Raw genomic sequence first — 14,003 nt, forward strand, 5'->3', positions numbered from 1 at the left:
TTGTATACTGGCAAGAGAGCTGAGAAACATACAATTCATAGTACGGAGAGATGAGCATGCATACAGAGGCCCAGGAGCACCGATCCGACGCGTGGTCTGATGACAATTCGTCATCAACATCATCAACCCAACATAAACGTCGCAAGCATGCCGCGTTCGGCATGGTGCTGGCGCGCGCGCTTCTACTTGGCATCTTTGTTATAAGCCTCCTTACCTCACTCACACCCTGGGGGCAGGCAGCGGCGCGAGCATCCTTTATTCTCCCATCTCTCCTTCTAGCCTCAGAGCCACTTCCACTTCAGGTTGCAGGGGAACCAATCACCCATACACAGCAAGCAGTGCCAGCAAAGCATGGGACACTCTACCTGGATATCTACGCTCCCACAACAACGCCCCTCTTCGCCAAAGAACGCCAGGGAATCCTACTCTTGCCCGGTGTAGGTGATCAGAGGCAGGTGCCTCAACTTATCAATCTCTCACAAACTCTTGCTCGCTCGGGTCTTGTGGTCATGAATATGACCACCTCAACACTGCTACAAGACACCGTCACAGCCCAGGATATCGACGACGTTGTGCAAGCATTCCAACTCCTGGTGGCACGTCCAGAGCTACAAGGGCAGCACTGTGGAATGATCGCCTTTAGCGCTGGTGTGCCTCTCGTCACTGCCGCCGCCGCCAACCAGTACATTCGCGCACGCGTGGCTTATGTGACCGCTTTTGGGGGGTATTATAATGCCGAGACTCTACTGGAAACCTTCGGACGGCGAGCAGTCAGCTTTGATGGGCAGACCTCTCCCTGGCAACCAACCGCCTACGCACTTGAGGTGCTCACAAATGTTACAACGGAGACTTTACCAGAGAACGAGCGTACCATGGTAAGGCAGGCACTCGGCCCTTATGGAACACCACTCACAAGCGCAGAACTAGAACAGCTTTCATCGCCAGCACGCGCCATCTACGCATTGCTTGGAGGCAAGGAGCCGGGACGCGTCGTGCAAAATATGGCAGCGCTTACGCCTGAGATGCGCTCCCAACTGCGAGGGCTCTCCCCAGTTCCTATATTAAAGATGTGCGCGCGCCCTTTTACCTGCTTCATGACCGCAACGATGCCTTCCTGCCATTTACCGAGACACGCGCCTTTGATAGAGATTTATCACACATCAATCATACCCATGAATACGTTGAGTTTCATATCTTCGACCACGTTGAGGTACGCTCGAATCTACAGATCTTGCAGGTCGCTGGCGATGGAGTTGAACTCTTTAACCTACTTATTCAAATCTTCCAGGCCTAGAAGGAGCGACTTTATATGACGGCTCTACTATTGACCCTCTGCTGGCTTATAACTGGGCTACTACTCGGACTCCTCTGCTATCTGGCACGCCTCAGACCCCGTACCCACGCCTCTGATTGGTACAGATTGGCGCTTGTGGGAGCACTCTTCGCCTCTTTAGGAGGCTGGATCGCGGTTCCGCTCCTTGGATACTTCTTCGCCACGGGAGTCGCCATCTGGTGCGCTATTACTGCCTGCTTGTTCCTACGATTCTGGATACGCCTACGAAGCAACCAGCGTGCCCAGACGCAGGTGAGTTAGCATCGGGAAACCAGGATTGGAACATAATGTAACAACCCAAGAAAGACACAAGAAGGCGTGGAAGGGTATAGACCTTCCACGCCTGGGAGTTTCTATTCTAAAGGGAAGTTAGCCGCGCTGCGCGAAGGATGCACCACGAATCTGAAGATGCTCGTCGGCATCCTCTTCGGGCGAACCCAACTGGGCCAGGAGAACACGATGATCAAACGTTGTGCGCACTTCATTGATCTTGCCGTCAACAATCCGGAAATTGTCGATACGTGGCAGCGCGAAACGCACACCGCTGGCTGGAATATCATGGAAATCCTTCTCATGCTCGCCACTCATGGTCGCCAGGGCAGAAGCCTTCTCATCATCAACGATCACGACCTCGACCTTGAACTGAACTTTGAGTGCGCTGCGGATCTCACTGGAAAAGTGCAGGAAACCCTCGGCCCCACGAATGCCGTCAGGAGGACCATAGAATGTAAAATCAGAGGCTAGAATCTCACTCGCAGCGGCGCGGTCGCCTTTGCTAAAGACTTCTTCAAAGAAACGATGCACCAGTTGAACGCTATGCTCTTTTGACATATTAGATCATACCCTTTCCAAGGTCTTAGACGAAAACCAACCCTCATACGAGGGCACGGCGCCACTGGTCGCGGCTAGCGCTGGCACGCTCAGGTTTCCGCATAAGGAGTAAGTACAAGACACTAGAATGTGTTCATAAAGTAGAAGCGGCTACAGAACTAGCCTTGCGGAAATTGGCGGTATACGACCACCAGGGATTGCCCGTGAGTCCAACATCCTCCAGTCCAGTCGCCAGCGCGAGTTCGCGCGACGTTTTCGGCAAGCGAAAATCGGGATCACATAGTTGCTCAGTTACTGACAGGATGCCTCCGGGCTTAAGCACGCGAGCACATTCGCTAAAGAATGTAGGAAGATCAGGGACCTCGCCGATAACAGTTACCAGGAAGACCATATCAAAACATTCGTCAGGTAAAGGCAAATGTTGCCCATCACCTTGCACAACCTCCACATTGCCGATCTGCTCGGCATCGAGTCGCTGGAGCAACATCTCAATCATCTTTGATTGAAGCTCAACACAGGTCACAGAGCCACCATTGCTCTGTGCAGCAACTCGACGCGCCAGAAGCACTGTAAAGAGGCCAGGCCCCGGCCCAATCTCCAGCACACGCATCCCAGGAGACACTCCAGCACGCTCGACAATTCGCTCTAACGAGCCAAAAAGCTTGCGTCGGAGCGGCGCTTCAAGGTAGGGCGCGATCTCGGGAGGCATGGGTTCCGGATGAAGCCTGCGCTTGACCCGTAGGATCACCTGGCCTAACAGAAAGATGCCCATGAGCATCGCGAGCATGATCCCCAGCCCTTGCAGCCACCTGGCGGCAAATATACGCATGACTTCACATCTCCCGTTAACCACCTTGAGAAAACCTAAGTACGCAGCTACATGAGCCACGCCCCCAATGGGGAGATTTTCGCATAAGATGTTATAAAACTCACTATCACTAGAAGCAGATTTCACCATTGAAAGCAGGCTATTAGCCTTTCCTACAATCAGGAGAAGTGAGTGCCTCCAAAGCATCCTTACTCTCATTGTAATACTTTATATTCAATCCAAAATGTATATATGCTATATTACAGCATTCGCACTTGAGATCCCCAGGCGTCTATCTTCTTGTTCTTTCTTTCTATACTGAAATACAAGAGAACCACATACAAAGACGCGCAATGATAGGCACGCCGTCGAACAGAAAGGAAACTGACGCGATGGACAGCGTATTACAGTACCAGGAACATTCTCATGAACAAGAGGCAGAGAGCAAGGTGCGTCAAACGACCTGCTGCATCGTGGGAGCGGGACCAGCAGGAGCATTCCTGGCTCTACTTTTAGCACGCCAGGGTATAGCGGTCACACTACTGGAGGCTCACAAGGACTTTGAACGAGAGTTTCGTGGCGACACTATACATCCCGCGATTCTCGAAGAAATGGATAAGCTAGGTCTTGCCGAAAATCTGTTGAGGCTCCCACACACCAGGGCATATAGTGTGCAATTCCATACAGAAGGAACACAGCTCACCTTCGACGACTTTCGACGCCTGAAATCGCCCTATCCCTATATCATGAAGCTCTCCCAGGTCCAGTTCTTGAACTTCCTGGTTGCCGAAGCCAGGCAGTATCCACACTTCCAACTCATTATGGGAGCGCGTGTCGAACACCTGATTGAGGAAGAAGGAGTCATTCGTGGTGTACGCTACCGTTCTGAGCATGGCGAAGTAGAGGTGCATGCCGAACTCACTATCGGCGCGGACGGTCGCTTCTCCTGGACACGTCGCCTGGCTGAAATGGCACCGGAAAAGCTTTCACCGCCTCTAGACTTCCTCTGGTTTCATCTTCCACGCAAGGAACAGGACCCACGCGAGGAGGCAGTAGAGCTACATTTTGCTCCCGGCATGTTCATCATCCTGCTAGATCGAGGCGAGAAATGGCAGGTAGGTTGCGCAATTAGCAAAGGCACTTATCAGCAGGTCCGACAGGCAGGTATTGAAGAGCTACAAAGCTCAATCGCGGCCTGCGTGCCGTGGCTTGCCGACCGGGTAACACATCTGCAAAGCTGGAAACAGGCTTCGCTGCTCTCCATTGAGTCTAGCCGCCTGAAACGCTGGCACAAGCCTGGACTGCTCCTTATTGGAGACGCTGCGCACGTCATGTCGCCTATTGGTTCTGTAGGCATCAACCTGGCAATTCAGGATGCCATAGCGGCAGCCAACCTGCTCACCATGCCCTTGAAAGGACAATGCCTGACCGAAAATGACCTCGCGCGTGTCCAGAGGCGGCGCGAACTACGCACACTCATCTCTCAAACATGGGTTGGTCTCATCCAACGCCAGATTGTCAGCGCGCTTGACGCCCGGAGACAATTCCGCCTGCCTCCTGTGGCTCGTTTCCTATTACGCGTGCCACTGATCAGTTCGATTCCAACCAGGATCACCGCCCTTGGCGGCTGGCAGGAGCGAATACGTCTTTAGCGTCTTATGTAGGCAACAACAATGTCTTCGCGTTTGGCGATCTCAAGTTTCCTAATAAGCAGTAGATTAGATATAAGACAATTAAATATTTATTTACTACTGCACTATATACTGAAATCAACAGGGCATATGAAGCAACTGACCCACGCCCGACATGCAGAGCCGGGCAATACATTTCGGCTCTATTTCAACCAGGACCACAAAATATAAACCATTGAAATAGTATCCGCTCTTATCGTCTAAACGCTTTCAATATGGCGAAATTCGATAAATACTTTATACGCTCTGGCAGTATAACAGCAAAGTTGTCATTAGAAGGGTCTTATGCAAAAACCAACCCTCATACGAGGGCACGGCGCCACTGGCGTGGCTAGCGCTATCGCGCTCAGGTTTTCGGAAGGCTCAGGTCTTAGACGAAAACCAACGTCATAGTCGTATGTACGTTCAGGTTTTTGTCTAAGGTGAAAGGAAATTTAATTATGAAACACGTTCGTTCACAGGATGTTCCCAGCGATGTTGTCCGCGAGCCCGGTGCCAAACAGGCCACAATCAAGCGCCTCATCGACACGACTGATGGAGCCGATCGTTTTGTTCTCAGCCTCTTTGAAGTCACACCGAATGGTTCAACCCCCCCTCACTACCACGACTGGGAGCATGAAATCTTCATTGTTGACGGAAGCATGACCCTACAGCTTCCCGATGAGAAGCGCGATGTCAAGGTCAGCGCTGGCGATGTCGTCTTTATCCCACGTAATGAGCCACATGGCTTCATCACTGGCGCGGACGAGACCTGCCGCTTCCTGGTTGTCGCCCCGACCGAGCGCCCACCAATCCGTAACTACTTCATGAGCGAAGATCCATACCAGTACGAAGAAACCGCAGGTCATCGCTAGTCAACAGACACACATCGAGAACCGGACCTCCTCCTTACCCTCATATCGAGGAGGAGGTCCTCTCCTCACAGGTGTCATGGCAAAGAGATGAAGCATCGCGTTACCGTTCCCGAGGCATCCAGGCGTTATTCATCACAAGCGCTGCCTTAACACTGTCTGAGAGTTGAATTATGCCGCAGATCATCGACTTAAGCATGCCCATTGAGCCGCATCCCCGCGATCCTAACTTTGGTGGCGTCCGGTTGACCGATCATGAGAGTGGAGGCGACCAGATATGGCGCGCACTCTTCTTTCCTCGCAAGGCCACGTTGCGCAAACGCTTAAATGGCTTCTTACGCTACTTGCGCCTGCGAAAACAAGCCAATCGCCACAGCTTTCCTGATGGAAAGTTTCTCAGCAACGAAGTGTATACAGTCTCGGTACACTGTGGGGCGCATTTCGACGCACCCTACCATTTTGGCCCAACCTGCGAGGGAGAACCAGCGCGACGCGTGCATGAAGTTCCACTTGAATGGTGCTATGGGCATGGGGTCGTACTTGACCTCTCGCACAAAGGACCCAAAGCAGCCATTACGGTTGAGGATTTGCAAGATGCCCTGGCACGTGCCAACTACGAACTACAACCCAAGGATATTGTCCTCATACGCACGGATTCGGACAAGCTGTGGCCCCACCCCGAGTACTTCTCGGCTCACCCCGGAATGACCCTGGAGGCAACACGCTGGCTTGTAGAGCGTGGGATCAAAGTCATTGGTATTGATACCAACGGTTTCGACCTCCCTTTTATGGAAATGGTGCAAGCCTATCTCTCAACGAAGGATTCAAAGACCCTCTGGCCCACACATATGTATGGTCGTGTCCGCGAATACTTCCACATGGAGCGTCTGGCGAATCTCCATCTCCTACCTAAATCTCATGGCTTCCAGGTTGCCTGCTTCCCCGTCGCCATTCGTGATGCTGGAGCCTCCTGGGTTCGTGCTGTAGCAATCGTGTAGAAGAGGAAATATGGCAATTCAAACACCCAACCAGGAGTTGCTCGCGGCGTATCTGCAAATTCCCATCGCCGCGCCACTCCTGGATATCAACTTCGGCTTCGCCAGAGCCCGAGTGCTTGATACCGCGATTGAGTTACGCCTGTTCACACATATCGCGGCGGGAGCACAGACCTGCTCCGCGCTGGCAAATGCTGCCGATTGCAACGTACAAGCGCTGCAAATACTGCTTGAGGCTCTGCTCGGGCTCGAACTCCTACAACGCAAGAGAGACACCTACAGCCTGACTGCGCTGGCGGCGACCTATCTTGTGGAGGGGCAACCCGGCTATATTGGCACGCATCTGCGCGCCGTTATCGAACAATGGGATACCTGGGGAAATCTAACCCAGATCATACGGACAGGTGACCGGCAAATCAAGCGCGATTGGAGTTCGCCAGAGGGACGTGCAAGCGATCCTGGGATGTTTACCCATCTCTTCCCCCTGGTCTTTCCTGCGGCATGGCAGGCGGCCTCGCAGGTAGAGCCTGCGCTACAAGGGCGTGTGCTCGATATTAGCGCTGGCAGTGGGGCCTGGAGCATCGCGACAGCTCTACGTCATCCTCAAGTCGAGGTTATCGCGAGGGATGAGCCAGCACTACTGGAGGATGTCTATAAGCAGGTCACACGCTTCGGACTGGAGGAACGTGTTTTACTCCAATCAACACAGGTTGAGCTACGCGCGCTTCCTTCCGAGAGCTTTAGCCTGGTCATCGTCGGCCATGTCTGCCGCTTTAAAGGCGCACGCAAGAGCCAGGCACTCTTACGTGAATGCTACCGCCTGTTACAACCTGGCGGCAAACTCATTCTCGCCGACGTCATGCCCAATGATGAGCGTACCGGCCCATCAGCGGCCTTGATGATTGGCTTGAGCCTCTTCCTAAATTCCCAGGAGGGTGGCGTTTTCACCGGAACACAGTATCACACGTGGCTGCGCGCCACGGGCTTTGAACAGATAAAAGAACTGAGACTGGGGCCACTGCCTCTCCTCTTGGCTTCGAGGTAAAAGATATGCGCAAAGTTGTTTTGACCGGACTGGGTGTTGTCAGTCCGCTTGGTATCGGTAAAGAACAGTATTGGCAGGGCCTTTCCTCCGGGAAGAGCGCGACAAAACATCTCTCAGAGGTGACCAGTTGCCAATTGTTTGAGAATTTTCAATTCTCCTCGCAGGTTATCTCCGAGGCAGATCGCTTTGATCCCACTCAGTCAGGGCTTCCACGTGAAGTACAAAAGCTAGATCGCTTCATTCAATTCGCGGTCGCTGGCGCACTCCAGGCCGTTGAAGATGCCCAGCTTGATGTTAAAGCCATCGATCATGACCGCGCAGGCATCGCACTCTCAACCGCCATCTGTGGCACACGCCAGATGGAATCAGAGTTTATTAAGGTAACGAACCTGGGACGCGAAGAGATTGATCCAGCCAAGGTCAATCCAGACCTATACTTGGCATCGATGTCGAACACGCCAGGCATTCTCATCTCAGCGCTCATGGAGCTACAAGGCCCCTGTGTGACGCTTTCAACGGGTTGCATTGGCGGGCTCGATGCCATTGGTTATGCCTTTGAAGCTATTCAGAATGGCGATGCGGACATTATGCTCACAGGCGCAAGTGAAGCCCCTATCACACCTGTCACAATCGCCTCCTTCGAGGTCATTCACTGCCTCTCGCAACGGCATAACAACCAGCCACAACACGCCTCACGTCCCTTCGACGCTCAGCGCGACGGCTTCGTGCTCGCGGAAGGCTGCGGCATTCTCGTTCTGGAGGAAATGGAGCACGCGAAAAAACGTGGCGCACACATCTACGCCGAGATAGCAGGCTTCTCGAACACCTCCAACGCGCTACACATGACCGATCTGCTCTCGGATGGAGATGACCTCTCACGCGCCATTAATAACGCCATTGAGCAGAGCGGTATCAAGCCCACAGACATAGACTACATCAACGCCCATGCCAGTTCAACCAGGCAGAACGATACCTGCGAGACGAGTGCCATTAAGCTCTCGCTAGGTGATCATGCCTACAATGTTCCGATCAATGGCACCAAATCAATGCAGGGGCATGCCCTCTCAGCGGCGAGTGCCCTTGAGGTTATTACCTGTGCTTTGAGTATCGAACGCAAGTACATTCACCCGACGATCAACTATGAAGAGCGCGACCCAGAATGCGACCTCGATTACGTTCCTAATCAGGGCCGCCCCTGGGATGGTGATACTATCCTTACCAATGCCAGTGGTTTCGCTGGCCTACACGCTTCCATGGTCATCAGATCAGCTTCAGGAGAAAAGTAATGAAACAGGTCGTTATCACAGGGATAGGGTGTATCACACCGGCGGGGATAGGTCTGGACAAGCTTTGGGACCTGTCAATCTCGGGTGAAGCACGCACACAAACTATCAACCGCTTCGATGCCTCGCGCTACCAGTGTCAGGTAGCGGGACAGGCCAATGACTTCGATGCGCAACAGGCCCTTCCCCCACGCACCGTAAAGCGTACAGATCGCTTTACCCATCTCGCGCTAGCAACGGTCAATCAGGCGCTTGAAGACGCTCGTCTGACGATCAATGACGAAGAAGGTGTGCGCCCGGATCGCGTCGCCGTTACCGTAGGCAATGTCCTGGGTGGCTGGGAGTTCGCCGAGCGCGAGCTCCGCGAACTCTGGCGCGATGGAGTTCGAGAAGTCAGTCCTTACCAGGCCACAGCCTGGTTCCCTGCCGCTCCACAGGGCAACATATGCATCAATCTTGGCATCAAGGGTCCGGCGCGCACCTTTGTCTCGGACCGCGCTAGCGGTGCCTATGCGCTTATGCATGGCGCGGATGTCATTCGTCGTGGGCAGGCTGATGTCGTGATCGCGGGTGGAACCGAGGCTCCCCTCTCCCCCTACGCGTGGCTCTGCTGCCAGACTGGTGGCTATCTCACTCGTCATGGAAACAAACAGCCAGAGAGCGCATATCGCCCCTTTGATCGCAGGCATACTGGGAGCGTCGTGGGCGAGGGTAGTGCCTTCCTCATCCTGGAAGAGCTTGAGCACGCACGTAAGCGTGGAGCAACTATCTATGGTGAGCTCAAAGGTTGGGCGGTTGGCACGGACGGGTATATCCCCTTCTATACCGTGGAGCCGCATGGCTATGTCCTGACCAAGACCATGCAGAAAACCTTGCGCCATGCAGCACTGGAAGCGAATAACATCGATGCCATCTTCGCTCACGGTTCAGGTATCCCGGTCGAAGATATGACCGAAGTGTACGCCATTCGCGACACCTTTGGCAACCGCAGCCGTCAAATCCCGGTGACGGCTCCCAAGTCAGCGATTGGGCACATGCTGGGCGCGGCAGCCCCAACAGACGTAGCTCTAGCGCTGCGCGCAATGGCTCGCCAGGAACTCCCACCAACCGCTAACCTGGATCAGCCCGCACCTGGCTTCGACCTGAACTTCGTGCGCGGCAGTTCACAGAAAGTAGAGTCCTACCGAAACAGTCTTGTTGTCTCGCGAGGACTGGGAGGGGTAAACGCATGTCTAGTAGTGAGCGCATGGCCCACAGCAGCGTAGCACACATGCCAGCCATTCAGCCGCTAACCATCATGCCAGCGGCCCAGGCTATCGGAATCGACCTTGTGCAAATCAAGCGCATGCAGGAGATTCACCAACGCTGGGGTGAACGCATCCTGGTTCGACTTTTCACGGCCCAGGAGCGCCACGCCTGTCAGAATGGGGCAGACTATCGCTGGCGCTCGCTCGCAGGCCGCTTTGGCGCAAAAGAAGCTGTCAAGAAGATCCTTGCGAGCCAGGGTGAGATAGCTGGTTGGACCGAGATTGAGATTCTGAATGGCACGTATGGCGAACCATACATTAAACTCTCCGGGCGAACACAGGTCGCGCTTGAGAGGTTGGGATATACCCGCCTGATGCTTAGCATCTCACACGATGCAGGCATAGCTATCGCCAGTGTTATCGCCTCATAACACACAAAAACAGGGTAACATAGGTGCTCTATCCCATCGATAGGGCACCTAGGGCAACTTCTTAGGTTTTAAAGGATTAGTAGAAAGGGGATGCGAACATGAACGTCCGCGCTGAACTCTTACACGCTATGCAGGACTTACACATCGATATCGCAAAGATCAACACCTCGACGCGCTTGAAAGAAGACCTTGATATGGACTCGACCGAAATTGTCGAAATGGCGGTCGCACTCGAAAAGCGCCTCCCCCTCACCATTGATGACGCCGCGCTCGGCAAGCTACACACCTTTGGCGAGGTAGAGCAGTTCGTCCTGACGCTTATGGACAATCAGGTCGCAGTTTCATAACCCAAATCTGTACAAGTATCGAAGGTCTTATGCGAAAACCAACCCTCATATGGGGGCACGGCGCCGCTGGTCGCGGCGAGCACAATGCGCTCAGGTTTTCACATAAGAAGTGTAATTTAAATTGGAGGAAAAACAATGCCACGCATTCAAAACAGCATCATCATCAACAAAGACCCACGTACCGTCTACGAGATCACCAATGACATCGAGCGCTGGCCCGTGCTCTTCAACGAATATCATGGGGCAAAGGTACTTGAGAGCGAAACTGAGGGCCGCTATACTCGACTGACCTTCCAGCTTACCAATGCCGAAGGTAACACCTGGCGCTCATGGCGCTTGCTCGACCAGAAAGAACTCGTCGCCATCGCCGAGCGCGAGGAGCCGCTCTATCCCTTCAAGTATATGCACTTGAAATGGGCCTATGAAGCTGCTCCTGAGGGTACAAAGATGACCTGGACCCAGGACTTCGAGATGGACCCTCAATATGATACCCCTCTGCCGACCGTGCTGGAGCGCATGAACGCCCATACGCGCGAGAATCAGCAGAATATCAAAGAAAAGATCGAGTCTGGTCAGGCTGAAAAACTGACGGCAGATGCAACGCGCTAAACGGACTCATCGCAGGGCAAAGCACTAACGAAGTTCGGTGCGCAATAGGAGAGAAAACGGCGCTGTTTTCTCTCCAGCGCATCCGGCTTCAGCTTTGAATCTTTGCGCTAATAGGATAGCTATGACAGATAGAATGCAAGATGGCAAGGAGGACCAGCCCGGTATATATAGAGGATTTGAGGATGTGGGGAAGAGCTGGCGAGAACGGAAGGAGTTCTATAGTGTTTGATGCGACTCTCAAGCTAAATCGTATCCCCAACACCATATACAGGCGAAATGTTGCCGAAATAGAGGTACAAAGTCTAGCAAAGCGCTATGGCAAGTTCGAAGCAGTGAAGAGCGTAACATTCGGCATTCACAAAGGGGAAATCTTTGGCCTCCTGGGACCTAATGGTGCGGGTAAGAGTACTGTCATCAATATGATGTGCGGTTATTTACAACCAAGCTCTGGTGATACTTATATACGCAATTACTCGGTCAAGAAGAAGGCCGGTGCCGTAAAGTATCTGATAGGCGTCGTTCCGCAAGAGTTAGCTCTTTATAGTGACTTGAGCGCGCTTGAGAACCTTATCTTCTTCGGCAAGATGTATGGCATTCCAACAGACCCACTGAAGAAGCGTGCCGCCGAGGTGCTCAACTTTGTAGGCTTATATGACAGACGCAAAGACTCACCAAAGCATTTCTCAGGGGTATGCAGCGTCGCCTTAATATCGCCATTGCCTTGATGCATCACCCTGCTTTCCTACTTATGGATGAACCAACCGTGGGCGTTGATCCTCAGTCGCGAGAGCACATCTTTACGACTATTGAACGGCTTCGCGAGCAGGGTACCACCATTCTCTACACAACGCATTATATGGAAGAAGCGGAACGTCTCTGTCAGCGTATTGCGATCATGAACGAAGGGCGCATCATCGCCATAGGCACATTGCCCCAACTGCTTTCTCTGCTGGAGCCTGAGCGCGCCATTCAGCGCCCGAGGGGCTTACAAGAACTCTTCCTCCAGCTCACAGGCAAAACACTACGAGACTGAAGTGAAAGAATATTCTCATGAGAACTCTCTGGCATATAGCGAAGAAAGATCTATTACAAGTCATAAAGGATAAGCACTCGTTAATCCTGCTGCTGCTTGTTCCATTACTCCTGATCACTATCATGGGAAGCGCCTTCGGAAATGCCTTCGGTAACAACAGCAATCCAATCGCTTTCACCGTCGCTTTAAGCAATCAAGATAGTGGACATCTTGGAGAGACCATCGTTAAAGCGCTCCAGAGTGCAAACGCCAGCTTCACTATTGACATTAAAGCGTATAGCTCTACTAAAAATGTCTTGCAGAGTATTAAAGATGAAAAGGCCGTTGCGGGCATTATTATACCGTCTGGTACCACTCAGAAGCTGCAAGACGCCGCTAGTAAGAGCAAAAGTGTCAGCAATATCGTGCAGTTCTACACGCGTCCCAATAGTAATGATCAACGCATCTCGCTTACCCAGCAGATCGTTACTAATGTGCTTAATAACCAGATCAACGCTATGTACGCAGGTAGCGCCGCAGTACAAGAGATACAGGCACTCTGTAAACAGCCAGGCAACGCCTGTGACTATGCGACGATCAAGCCTGAAGCTATCAGTAAATCGATAGGAGAAGCCAGCCAGACTAGCAAGAATACTACGCTCATACAGACACTGACGACAGGGAACGCTCCCAAAAGCAGCAACTTTGACCAGTTGTTGCCGGGCTTTTCGGTGCTCTTCGCACTCTTTGGCCTGAACTCGGCAGCGTCAACTATTCTTCAAGAAAAGGAAGAAGGCACGTTTCGCCGTCTGCTGATTGCACCTGTGCCTCGTTATGCTCTGCTCGGCGGAAAGCTTGTAGCGCAATTTCTGCTCACACTACTACAACTAACTGTTCTCTTCACAATAGGCTATTGGGTCTTCAAGCTCAATATTGGCTCCTGGCAAGCAATTGGGTTGTTACTAATCAGTACCAGCTTTGCGACCACTGGACTGGGGATGTTGCTCGTCTCCATTGTTAAGTCGCGCCGCCAGCTCACTCCGGTAGTTACACTTACGACGCTTGTCACCTCCGCGATTGGCGGATCATGGTGGCCGCTATGGTCAGAACCTCAATGGATGCAGCAAATTGCCAAGATTGGAGTCACGGCCTGGGCAATTGAGGGACTAAACGGGGTTATGATCTTTGGGAAGAGCCTGGCTGAGATACAGTTTAATGTTCTTGGTTTGCTCGGTTATGGTTTGATTTGCTTTCTGCTCGCGCTACGCCTTTTCCGATTTCAGGAACAAAGCGCGTAAATGTTTCACGCAAACCCCTCCCGACAACTTTGCGCGTGTTCTTTAGACAACCCCCCATGCGATGTATGTTGCATGGGGGTTGTCGCGCCTACAATGATTCACCTGGAATCACAATAACTTAAGGCTTCCAAAACACAAAAAAGAGTTCACGATGTCGCGCTGCGACCTCGGAACCCTCTTGTCTCCTCGAACCAACTCAATCATGTTTCCCTCAATTTTGCT

At 52.6% G+C, this 14,003-nt stretch carries 15 protein-coding genes and 1 pseudogene; 14 read left to right on the forward strand and 2 right to left on the reverse strand.

The annotated features are described in order from the left end of the window. Positions 1 to 56 precede the first annotated feature (56 nt). Together K3T82_RS41135 and K3T82_RS41140 are read left to right on the forward strand one after the other, a co-directional pair. Positions 57 to 1,313, forward strand: coding sequence for an alpha/beta hydrolase family protein (locus K3T82_RS41135; RefSeq protein ID WP_220199293.1), 1,257 nt, complete (start codon positions 57 to 59; stop codon positions 1,311 to 1,313). Beyond that, on the forward strand, positions 1,310 to 1,594 hold the full coding sequence (locus tag K3T82_RS41140) for a hypothetical protein (protein WP_220199294.1): 285 nt from the start codon (positions 1,310 to 1,312) through the stop codon (positions 1,592 to 1,594). Before K3T82_RS41135 ends, K3T82_RS41140 begins: the two co-directional genes overlap by 4 nt. Before the next feature lie 108 nt (positions 1,595 to 1,702). Here K3T82_RS41140 and K3T82_RS41145 read toward each other — a convergent pair whose 3' ends face one another. Then, positions 1,703 to 2,164 (reverse strand): ester cyclase, encoded by a 462-nt coding sequence (locus tag K3T82_RS41145; RefSeq protein ID WP_220199295.1) that lies wholly within the window; start codon positions 2,162 to 2,164, stop codon positions 1,703 to 1,705. Between the two features lie 133 nt (positions 2,165 to 2,297). Beyond that, entirely contained in the window at positions 2,298 to 2,993 is a 696-nt protein-coding gene (locus K3T82_RS41150) for a class I SAM-dependent methyltransferase (RefSeq protein ID WP_220199296.1), read from the reverse strand. A gap of 371 nt (positions 2,994 to 3,364) precedes the next feature. Here K3T82_RS41150 and K3T82_RS41155 point away from each other — a divergent pair, with 371 nt between their 5' ends. The 12 genes and pseudogenes from K3T82_RS41155 (at position 3,365) to K3T82_RS41205 (ending at position 13,781) form a co-directional block, all read left to right on the forward strand. Beyond that, a complete protein-coding gene (locus K3T82_RS41155; RefSeq protein ID WP_220199297.1) occupies positions 3,365 to 4,624 on the forward strand; it encodes an FAD-dependent oxidoreductase in 1,260 nt (419 codons plus the stop codon). A 479-nt stretch (positions 4,625 to 5,103) separates the two neighbouring features. Further along, a complete protein-coding gene (locus K3T82_RS41160) occupies positions 5,104 to 5,517 on the forward strand; it encodes a cupin domain-containing protein (RefSeq protein ID WP_220199298.1) in 414 nt (137 codons plus the stop codon). A gap of 170 nt (positions 5,518 to 5,687) precedes the next feature. Beyond that, entirely contained in the window at positions 5,688 to 6,512 is an 825-nt protein-coding gene (locus tag K3T82_RS41165) for a cyclase family protein (protein ID WP_220199299.1), read from the forward strand. A gap of 10 nt (positions 6,513 to 6,522) precedes the next feature. Next, entirely contained in the window at positions 6,523 to 7,554 is a 1,032-nt protein-coding gene (locus K3T82_RS41170; RefSeq protein WP_220199300.1) for a class I SAM-dependent methyltransferase, read from the forward strand. A 5-nt stretch (positions 7,555 to 7,559) separates the two neighbouring features. Beyond that, a complete protein-coding gene (locus K3T82_RS41175; protein WP_220199301.1) occupies positions 7,560 to 8,840 on the forward strand; it encodes a beta-ketoacyl-[acyl-carrier-protein] synthase family protein in 1,281 nt (426 codons plus the stop codon). Continuing rightward, the gene (locus K3T82_RS41180; protein ID WP_220199302.1) at positions 8,840 to 10,102 is read left to right on the forward strand and encodes a beta-ketoacyl-[acyl-carrier-protein] synthase family protein; all 1,263 of its coding nucleotides are present in this window, start codon (positions 8,840 to 8,842) and stop codon (positions 10,100 to 10,102) included. Before K3T82_RS41175 ends, K3T82_RS41180 begins: the two co-directional genes overlap by 1 nt. Continuing rightward, positions 10,066 to 10,515, forward strand: a complete 450-nt coding sequence (gene acpS, locus K3T82_RS41185) for a holo-ACP synthase (protein WP_220199303.1) — start codon at positions 10,066 to 10,068, stop codon at positions 10,513 to 10,515. The genes K3T82_RS41180 and acpS overlap by 37 nt, the downstream gene beginning before the upstream one ends. A gap of 98 nt (positions 10,516 to 10,613) precedes the next feature. Beyond that, positions 10,614 to 10,862, forward strand: a complete 249-nt coding sequence (locus K3T82_RS41190; protein ID WP_220199304.1) for an acyl carrier protein — start codon at positions 10,614 to 10,616, stop codon at positions 10,860 to 10,862. 135 nt (positions 10,863 to 10,997) lie between these two features. Then, positions 10,998 to 11,471 carry an SRPBCC family protein gene (locus tag K3T82_RS41195; protein WP_220199305.1) on the forward strand — a complete coding sequence of 158 codons (474 nt, stop codon included), beginning with the start codon at positions 10,998 to 11,000 and terminating at the stop codon, positions 11,469 to 11,471. Positions 11,472 to 11,653: 182 nt separating this feature from the next. Further along, positions 11,654 to 12,174: pseudogene (locus tag K3T82_RS48570) on the forward strand (ABC transporter ATP-binding protein); the annotation flags it as partial. Between the two features lie 45 nt (positions 12,175 to 12,219). After that, on the forward strand, positions 12,220 to 12,504 hold the full coding sequence (locus K3T82_RS48575) for an ATP-binding cassette domain-containing protein (protein WP_338001105.1): 285 nt from the start codon (positions 12,220 to 12,222) through the stop codon (positions 12,502 to 12,504). Between the two features lie 17 nt (positions 12,505 to 12,521). Next, on the forward strand, positions 12,522 to 13,781 hold the full coding sequence (locus K3T82_RS41205; RefSeq protein WP_220199306.1) for an ABC transporter permease: 1,260 nt from the start codon (positions 12,522 to 12,524) through the stop codon (positions 13,779 to 13,781). Positions 13,782 to 14,003: the final 222 nt, after the last annotated feature.

The sequence above is a fragment of the Ktedonospora formicarum genome (assembly GCF_016587355.1).
Taxonomy (GTDB): domain Bacteria; phylum Chloroflexota; class Ktedonobacteria; order Ktedonobacterales; family Ktedonobacteraceae; genus Ktedonobacter; species Ktedonobacter formicarum.